This is a genomic window from Nocardioides luteus, from assembly GCF_000960475.2.
GTDB classification, from domain to species: domain Bacteria; phylum Actinomycetota; class Actinomycetes; order Propionibacteriales; family Nocardioidaceae; genus Nocardioides; species Nocardioides luteus_A.
The window spans coordinates 84,208-92,796 of sequence record NZ_JZDQ02000027.1 but is presented as its reverse complement, the minus strand read 5'-3'; the positions used below and the strand labels follow the sequence as shown (position 1 = coordinate 92,796).

The window sequence follows — 8,589 nt, the reverse complement described above, 5'->3', positions numbered from 1 at the left end:
TGGACCGGTCCTACGGCCTGGTCGCGGCCGCGATGCGCAGTGGTCGATGTAACCCCGCCCAAGCCGCCGTGATCGTCGCGGCGCTCGATGACCTCCCGGCCGACCTCGATGTCGAGATCAAGACCAAGGCCGAGGAGACCCTCCTCGCCTACGCCACCCAGTTCGACCCCACCCAGCTCCGCCGCCTGGGACGGCGGATCCTGGAGGTCATCGCCCCCGAGATCGCCGAGGCCGAAGAAGCTCGACGCCTTGCCGCCGAGGAAGCCCACGCCCGCAAGAAGACCCGGCTGAGCATGCGCCGCCTCGGGGACGGCACCACCCGGATCGCGGCCGTGGTCCCGGACGCGGCCGCGGACCGGCTCGCGACCAACCTGGAGGCCTTCGCCTCACCCCGCCGCGAGGACGGCACCCGCACAGAGACCGGCGACTACCTGCCCTACCACCGCCGCCTCGGGCTCGCGTTCTGCCAGCTCCTGGAGACCCTCGACCCGGCCCGGCTGCCGATCCATGGCGGGGACGCCACCACCGTGATCGTGACCATCGCCCTCGACCAGCTCCGCACCGAGGTCGGCATCGCCCAGGTCCTCGGCGGCAGCCCGATCACCGCCGCCGAAGCACGGCGCCTGGCCTGCACCGCAGGCATCATCCCCGCCGTTCTCGGCGGTGACTCCGAGGTCCTCGACCTGGGTCGTAAGGAACGCCTCTTCACCGCCGCCCAACGCCGCGCCCTCCTCCTCAGATCAGCCACCTGCGAGGCCGAGGGCTGCGACATCCCCGGCACCTGGGCCGAAGCCCACCACTGGATCGCCTGGGCCAATGGAGGTGCGACCGACCTCGACAACGCCGCACTCCTCTGCTCCCATCACCACCACCGCGCCCACGACCCCACCTACCTCCACGAACGCCTCCCCAACGGCCAGATTCGTTTCACCAGACGCACCTAAACCGACCGGTCAGATCCAGCCCACCAACACACTCCCCGACCCGGCGCATCTGCCCCACCAGAACCGGCCGAGTCGGCGCATCTGCCCCACCTACAGCCGTCGGGTCGGCGCGTCTGTCCCGCTTCTGGCCGACGGTCTGGTGAGGCATCTGCACCGACACGACACGATCGCGTGCATGGGCGGATCCGGGAGCGGCTCATACCGGGATCGCTCGAGATGACGGGCACCCCACGACGGTGAACGCCGCCGGCCCGAACCACGTCACGGCACGGGGAGAACGGTGCGGTCCCAGGTGGTGTTCACGATGATCGCCGCCGAGGCGTAGAGCGCGACCAGGGCGTCCAGGATCAGCACGTAGCCGGCGGTCTTGCCGAGGCCGGCGCTGCCGAGGAACGACCCGAAGGCCGCGAGGTAGAAGACGCCGGCCAGGAGCACGAAGATCACGATCGTCGTGGTGTTGGTGCGCAGCGCCGCCAGCAGCATGTAGGTCGTGAACAGCGCCCAGGCGAGCAGGAACATCCCGGTGATCGCGGCACCGCCCGCGGTCACCATCGGGCCGTAGAACTGCACGAGCAGCGCATAGGAGAGCCAGAACCCGGCGTACGCGGTGAACACCAGGGCAGGGAACGTCTCGCCCCGCCGGAAGTGGACCAGGCCGGCCACGAGCTCGGTCGCGAAGCCCAGCGCCAGCGCGAGGGGCAGTACCGCCGGCAGGGCGGCCGGGTCCACGATCCCCGACATCACGGTGGACAGGACGAGCGCCGAGATCCCGAAGCTGGCCAGGCCGAGCGGGAACGGGTCGCCCCACGTCGTAGGAGCGGCTGTCGGAGTGGTCAGCACCTCTGCATCGATGGATGTGTTCGTCATGAGTTCCTCCAGGGAGTCGACCGTCGCCCGGCTGGGCTACGGTCCTCACAACGTAGTGACGTACGACACACCGGCAGACCCGCCGAGTGGGCGGTCGCACGCCTGCCCACGGGTAGGCCCGAAGCCCGGTTGCGTGCGGCCGACGGACAGGTCGGACCTGTCTCTGACCAGGCCTGACGCGGCATCGGGAGGACGTCGTGCGATGCGCGTCGCCGACGGACAGGTCGACCGGGGAGGAGCGATCAGCGGTCGGTGTCGATGACGAGCCAGCCACCGTGGTGCTCGACGACCCGGTACGGGTGCCCCGAGGCCTCGCCCCAAGCGGCGAGGTCGTCCAGCGACACCGTGCGGACGTGTCCCCAGGTCTCGTCGGGCTCGTCCTCGAGGGGTACGGCGATGACGACCCGGCGGCGCGCCACCCGGATCGCCTCGGCGACCGCCCGGTCACCGAGGCCCGGCTCGATGTGCTCGAGCAGGTGGATCAGCAGCACGTTGTCCGCGGCGCCGTCGGCCCACGGCAGCCGGGTGGCGTCGGCCGCCCGCGTGGCCAGCGGCACCTCCAGCCGGGATGCGGCGGCGCTCAGCAGCGTCACGGTGCCGGCGGAGAGGTCGGAGGCGGTCACGTCCCGTCCCGCGGAGGCCAGCCGCAGCGAGAGGAAGCCGAAGCAGCAGCCGACCTCGAGGACCGAGCCTGCGGCCAGCTGCTGCTCGACGAAGCGGTAGACGGGGGCGTACTCGGCGATGGTTCCGTGCGCCACGGCAGCCTGACCGGGCCGGTGCAACGCCTGCTCCACGTGCCGCAGCGTGTTGCGGTAGAACGCCGCCCAGGCCTGCTCCGGGTCGGGCGCGCTGCTGACCACGACACCGGTGAAGAGCCGCTCGAACAGGTCCGGACCACGCAGCCATCCGGGCTGGAACAGCTCCTCGGCCAGCAGCCCGGAGAGGTCGTCGTCGATCTGATCCTCCCGCAGGCAGTGGACCAGATGGACCTGGTGACCCTCGCGGTGGACGTCGAAGTGGCGGGTGCGGATCGTGCCGAGATGGCGCCGCGGGCGTGGGCCCTGCCAGGCCCGGACGCTGACCACCTCGTCGCGGTAGACGCCCGCCTCCGGCCCGGCCCGCAGCGCGTCGATCACGGCCAGCTCGCCGGGCGGGATGGTCATCGGCCGACCGACATCGTCTGGGTGACGTTGTCCAGCCCGCGCAGGTTGCGGACGACCTGGACCTTGTCGCACCACTCGGCGTACTCCGGCAGGTCGCAGCCGCCGAGCGCCCAGGAGTAGCGCGGCTCGGGAGTGAGCCAGATCGTCGAGCGGGCCCGCCGGGTGAGCTCCTCGAACGCGGCGAAGCCCGGGTCTTTGCCGTTGCCCCGGCCATCGCCGAGGACCAGCAGCGTGGTCCGCCGGTTCACGGCCGAGCCGAACTGCTCGAGGAACTGCTCGAACGAGGAGCCGTAGTCCGAGTCGGCATCGACGTCGAGCACCCCGCCGGCCGGCAGCCCCGACAGCACCAGGGACAGCGCGTCCTCGATCCGGTGCTCGGCGAACAGGTCGGTGATCTCGACCAGGTCCTTCACGAACGCGAAGGACCGGACGGAGGTGGCCACCGACTGCAGGCTGTGGAGCAGGTGCAGCGTGAAGCGGGCGGTGGAGCGTACGGACAGGGAGACGTCGCAGAGCACGAGCAGCCGCGGCCGGTCGTGCGCCTTCGCGACGGTGACCGGCCGGAACGGCACGCCGTCGTACTTCATGTTGGTGCGCATCGTCCGGCGACCGTCGACGATGCCGCGGGCGGCGACCGTACGCCGCGGGCGCGGGGCTCCGTGGAGCTTCCTGAGCAGCCGCCGCAGCGACTCCTCCAGCGCGGCACGATCGTGCTCGGCCACGGTCTCGGCCTGCGCCGCCTGGATCTCGCGCGACTCGATCTCGCGCTCCATGCTCATCAGCCGCTCGAGGTGGTCGCGGATCCGCTCGGGAAGCGTCGCCAGCCACGGGGCCAGCGCCTTGCGCAGCTCGGCGAGGTCATCGTCGTCGTCGATGCTGCCGTCGGGTTCCCGCTCCTCGAGCCAGCTCAGCAGCGCGATCTCCTCCTGCACGGACAGCTCGGTGTCGAGCTGCATGCCGGCGTCGCGGATCAGCTCGCCCGGGTTGCCCGGGTTGTGCATCCGGCTGGTCGAGAGCTGGACCCGCGCGGCCTCGCCGGGGCTCGACTTCGGGTCGTTGGAGAGGACGATCTCGTCGGTCAGCGCGGCGATGTCGATCTTGTTGGCCTCCTGGTGGAGGTTGTAGCGCTGCGCCATGTCCTCGGGCTTGAAGTACTCCTTGATGTCGTCCGGCTTGCCGTGGCTGTGCCCGTCCTCCGGCACCTCGCCCGGCTCCTCGGAGAGCGTGAAGTCGGTCAGCTGCCCGTCGTCGGAGAGGTCGTCGTGGGTGTGCCCGTGCTCGTCGGTCTCCTCGACGACCGGACGCAGTCCGAAGAACCGGTCGAAGACCAGGTCGAACGTGTCCAGGTCGCGGCGGTCCTTGACCAGGCTCGCGGTCAGCGCGGCGTGAAGCAGATGGCGCTGCTCGAGCACGCCGGGCTGGGCGACCGCGTGCATCGCGTCGATCACCTCGGCGGTGCTCACGCGTACGCCGTAGAGCCGGAGCAGCCGGATGAAGCGGTGCAGTGCGGTCTCCATGTCGGGCCTCGCTCCCGCCTCAGACCGGGCGCTTGCGGGTCGACGGGAACGCCCGGGTGCCCTGGCTCGTGGACACCGCGGGTGCCGTACGTGGCCCGGTGCCGCCGGCACCGCCGTAGTAGCCCGCGTTGTGCCGGCCGGGCTGGTCCTTCGCCTTCCGCTCGGCGCGGCCGTCGACGTCGTCCTCGACACGGTCCTCCGCAGCCGGCGCGTGGGAGTGGCCATGCCCGTGGCCGTGCCCGTGACCATGGCCGTGCAGATGGTCGGGCACCTCGGCGTTCGGGTCGACCAGCCGCGGCAGCGCGTCCATGACCCGCTTCAGGTCGCGCTCGTACTTCACGACCACGTTCAGCGTCGTGGAGAGCACGTCGGCGGTGAGCTCCTCGACGCCGAGCACCGCCAGCGTACGAGCCCAGTCGACGGTCTCGGAGATGCTCGGCGCCTTGCGCAGCTCGAGCTCGCGGATGCCGCGGACGATGTCGACGAGCCGGGCCGCGAGCGAGTCGGCGAGGCCGGTCTCCTTGGACCGGATGATCTCCAGCTCACGGACCGCGTCGGGGTAGTCGAGGAAGAGGTGCAGGCAGCGGCGCTTGAGCGCGGCGGAGAGGTCGCGGGTGTTGTTCGAGGTCAGCACGACGTACGGCATGGTCTTGGCGGTGATCGTGCCGACCTCGGGGATGGAGATCTGGAACTCCGCGAGCAGCTCGAGCAGCACCGCCTCCAGGGCCTCGTCGGCGCGGTCGACCTCGTCGATGAGGAGCACGACGGGGGTGTCGGAGTCGATCGCCTCGAGCAGCGGCCGGGCGGCCAGGAAGCGCTGCGAGAAGAAGACCGAGTCCTGCTTGGCGATCCGCTCGACGGCCTCGTTGAGGTCGGCGGCGTCCTCGACGACCTGGCCGATCTTCTCGCGCAGGATCTGGGTGTAGAGCAGCTGCTTGCCGTAGTCCCACTCGTAGAGCGCCTTGGTCTCGTCCTGGCCCTCGTAGCACTGCAGCCGGATCAGGCGGCGCCCGGTCGCGGTCGCGAGGCTCTCCGCCAGCTGGGTCTTGCCGACGCCCGCCGGGCCCTCGAGCAGGACCGGCTTCTCCAGCCTGGTCTGCAGGAACACCGTGGTGGCGAGCCGATCGTCGGCGAGGTAGCCGCACGCCGCCAGCTGGGCGCGGGTGTCCTCGACGTCGGTGAAACCCTGGGTCGGTTCGGTGGTGGTCGACACGTGCACTCCTCGAGGTGGTGGGTGGGCCGGTGTGGCGGGCCCGACGGTGTATTTCCCGGGGCCGGGCCCGCCACGCTGGGTGGATCAGCTGAGCAGGTCGTCCAGGTCGCCGTTCAGGCAGTGGTCGACCACCGGACGTACGGTCTCGAACGTGCACTCCTTGGCGTTGCCCGGCGTGCAGGCGTCACCGAGGACGTGGTTGGTGATCCGGTCGACGTCCGAGTCGTCACCGACGATCTCCTTGGCGTTGGCGTAGTAGGCCGTCGGGCCCTGGCCGAGCCGGTTCTTCGAGTACGTGTCCTGCTTGACGTCCACGAAGCGCTCGGTGATGCCGACGTCGCGCAGCAGACGGATGGCCGCGGCGAGCGCCGCGTCAGCGGCCTGCACGTCGGTCATACCGTGGGTGTCGACGCCCATCGCGCGGGCGATGTCGGCGAACCGCTTGTAGTGCGTGGGCATGTTGAACGCCCAGACCCGCGGCAGCGCGATCGCGTTGTTGAGGCCGTGGTGGGTGTCGTAGAAGGCGCTCACCGCGTGGCTGATCGAGTGGATGATGCCGAGGCCGCCTGAGTTGAACGCCTGGGCGGCGATGTACTGGGCGTACATCATCCCCTCACGGCCACCGAGGTCCGTGCCGTTCCAGACCGCCTGACGCAGGTTCTCCGAGGTCAGCTTGATCGCGTGCAGCGCGTTGCCGAGCGACGGCTGGAAGTTGATCCGGGAGACGTACGGCTCGCTGGCGTGCGCCAGGACGTCGAAGCCGCACTGCGCGGTGTAGTCGACCGGGCAGTCGTAGTAGAGCACCGGGTCGTCGATCGCCAGGCTGGCCACCGAGGCGTCGTCGAAGGCGACGTACTTGTGCGGGTTGTCCGGGTCGGTGGTCGTGTCGGTGATGACGTACGCCCAGGACGTCTCCGAACCGGTGCCGGCCGTGGTCGAGACCGCGATGTGCGGCGGGTTCTTCGGGTTCTCGGACATGTTGAAGCCCTCGAACTCGTTGACGTTGCGGCCGTCGTGGGCGACCGAGATGCGCGCGCCCTTGCAGGCGTCGTGCGACGAGCCGCCACCGATGGAGACGAACGAGTCGCACTCGTTCTCCTGGTAGAGCTTGACCGAGTCCATGACGTTGTAGTCCTTGGGGTTGGACTCGACCTTGTCGTACACGACGACCTCGAGGCCGTGGTACTTCATCGACTCGACGATCTTGTTGACGATGTCCGTGCCGCGCAGGCCGGACGTCATCACGAGTGTCTTGCGGAAGCCCATCTTGAGAGCCTCGGGCCCGATCATCTCGTGAGCGCCGGGGCCCATGAGGGCTCGGGGGAAGGGGTGGAACTCCTTGATGGGGAAGGGCTTGAGTAGTTCGTCGACCTGCATGGCAAACCTCCGTTGGTGTGTGACGCTCAGCACATTAGGTACGGCGACAGAGCCGCGAACAGGCGAGGAACGGGAAACAGCCCGGCCCGGGAGGGGGCTACCTACCCGTTGGGAGAGGTGCCTCCCTGGCCGGGTCGGCGCGGCAGCAGACAGGTCACCGAACGCGCTCTGATCGCGCCGGCCCAGAGGCCTGCGCCGTACGCCATGTCGTCGAGCCGCCGGGCCAGCGGGCGGTATCTGGTGCCGGGGTTGTCGACCTGGGCGACGACCACGTCGACGACCAGCGAGGCGGCCAGGGCACGCCGGATCAGCGCGCTGCGCGGCGCGAGGAGCACGGTCAGCGGCCACCAGTGCCGCAGCAGCAGCGCAGCCTCCTGGCGGACCGTCCAGCCGAGGCCCTGAGCACAGAGCTGGACCGCGAGCCGGTCCCGTCCGGGGGTCTCGGGCAGCCGTCGTCGCAGCGAGAGGACGCCGTAGGCGATCCCGGCGGCGGCGACCGGGAGCGACCACCGGCGGCGCACCAGCAGCGCCGCCGCGGTGGCCGCCATGCTCGCCGTCATCACCGCCGGGGCGCCCTTGCGGCCGTGCCGCACGGCGAGGTCGGCGCCGCCGGTGCCGTAGAGGTACTTGCGGCCCAGCCAGCCGCTGACGGTGGTGCGGGTGTCGTGCCAGGCGACCTGCTCGGGGTCGTAGCGGACCACCTCGCCGGCCTCGACCAGCCGCCAGACCAGATCGACGTCCTCGCCCACCCGCATCGTCTCCTCGAACCCCGCCCCGAGCCGTTCCGTACGTCCCACCAGGCACGCGCTGGGCAGCCAGCCCACCGCCGCGCCGGGCCGCACGACGCAGGCCCGGGTGCCGAGGGCTAGGGAGGAGTCGTCCTCGTCGAAGCGCTCGAACCACCGCGGTTCCCGGCTGCGGGCGCGGCTGCGGACCAGCGGCGCGACCAGCGCGACGCGGCTGTCGGCGAAGTGGCGGGTGAGGTTCAGGAGTGTGCTCGCCTCGACCGTGACGTCGGAGTCGACGAACGCGACGAACCGGGTGCGGACGGCCCGCAGGCCGGCGTTGCGCGCGCCGGCGGGGCCGACGTTCCGCGTGAGCTGCACGAGATGGGCGCCGTGGCGGTGGGCGACCCTCGCGACGGCTTCGGGGTCGAGCGAGGCGTCGTCGACGACGATGCGATGGAGGGCTCCCAGCGAGGAGAGCGCGCGGTCGAGCTGTTCGGGCCGGTCCCGCACCGGGATCACGACGGTCAGCTCCGCCGGCTCCACCCCGGGCCCGTCGAGCACCGGGTCGGCCAGGTTTCCGTCGACGAGCCTGGCGGCGAGCGCGTCGGTCACCGCGTCGACCACGGTGACCTCGCCGTCGGCCAGCAGCGCCAGGGCCGCCCGGGTGAGCCGGACGGCACGCAGGGGCGAGCCGCCGACGAGCAGGCGCCCGTCGATGCGGCGTACGTCATCCCGGATGCGGGCCCGGAAGCCGATCGGGTATCTCACGGGCGCGAGGGG

The 8,589-nt window shown here is 70.9% G+C and carries 7 protein-coding genes; 1 reads left to right on the top strand and 6 read right to left on the bottom strand.

Going from position 1 to position 8,589, the window contains the following annotated elements:
* Positions 1-944: HNH endonuclease signature motif containing protein (locus tag UG56_RS18870; RefSeq protein WP_084101288.1), on the top strand; the 944-nt coding region annotated here is incomplete at its 5' end.
* A 261-nt stretch (positions 945-1,205) separates the two neighbouring features.
* Here the strand turns inward: UG56_RS18870 and UG56_RS18865 are convergent.
* The 6 genes from UG56_RS18865 to mftF form a co-directional block, all read right to left on the bottom strand.
* Positions 1,206-1,811, bottom strand: coding sequence for an acetate uptake transporter (locus UG56_RS18865; RefSeq protein ID WP_084101286.1), 606 nt, complete (start codon positions 1,809-1,811; stop codon positions 1,206-1,208).
* Between the two features lie 242 nt (positions 1,812-2,053).
* Positions 2,054-2,974 (bottom strand): mycofactocin oligosaccharide methyltransferase MftM, encoded by a 921-nt coding sequence (gene mftM / locus UG56_RS18860; RefSeq protein ID WP_045548128.1) that lies wholly within the window; start codon positions 2,972-2,974, stop codon positions 2,054-2,056.
* Positions 2,971-4,491: a VWA domain-containing protein gene (locus tag UG56_RS18855; protein WP_045548127.1), complete on the bottom strand. Its 1,521-nt coding sequence runs from the start codon at positions 4,489-4,491 to the stop codon at positions 2,971-2,973. Before UG56_RS18855 ends, mftM begins: the two co-directional genes overlap by 4 nt.
* A 19-nt stretch (positions 4,492-4,510) precedes the next feature.
* Positions 4,511-5,704, bottom strand: coding sequence for an AAA family ATPase (locus tag UG56_RS18850; protein ID WP_008355704.1), 1,194 nt, complete (start codon positions 5,702-5,704; stop codon positions 4,511-4,513).
* A gap of 84 nt (positions 5,705-5,788) precedes the next feature.
* On the bottom strand, positions 5,789-7,081 hold the full coding sequence (gene mdo / locus UG56_RS18845) for an NDMA-dependent methanol dehydrogenase (RefSeq protein WP_045548126.1): 1,293 nt from the start codon (positions 7,079-7,081) through the stop codon (positions 5,789-5,791).
* 101 nt (positions 7,082-7,182) lie between these two features.
* Positions 7,183-8,577, bottom strand: a complete 1,395-nt coding sequence (gene mftF, locus UG56_RS18840) for a mycofactocin biosynthesis glycosyltransferase MftF (RefSeq protein ID WP_071327193.1) — start codon at positions 8,575-8,577, stop codon at positions 7,183-7,185.
* Positions 8,578-8,589: the final 12 nt, after the last annotated feature.

What these genes read in the sequence shown, in the direction of transcription:
- UG56_RS18865 (WP_084101286.1), bottom strand. Translation starts at nt 1,811, where the DNA reads ATGACGAACACATCCATCGATGCAGAGGTGCTGACCACTCCGACAGCC.
- mftM (WP_045548128.1), bottom strand. Translation starts at nt 2,974, where the DNA reads ATGACCATCCCGCCCGGCGAGCTGGCCGTGATCGACGCGCTGCGGGCC.
- UG56_RS18855 (WP_045548127.1), bottom strand. Translation starts at nt 4,491, where the DNA reads ATGGAGACCGCACTGCACCGCTTCATCCGGCTGCTCCGGCTCTACGGC.
- mdo (WP_045548126.1), bottom strand. Translation starts at nt 7,081, where the DNA reads ATGCAGGTCGACGAACTACTCAAGCCCTTCCCCATCAAGGAGTTCCAC.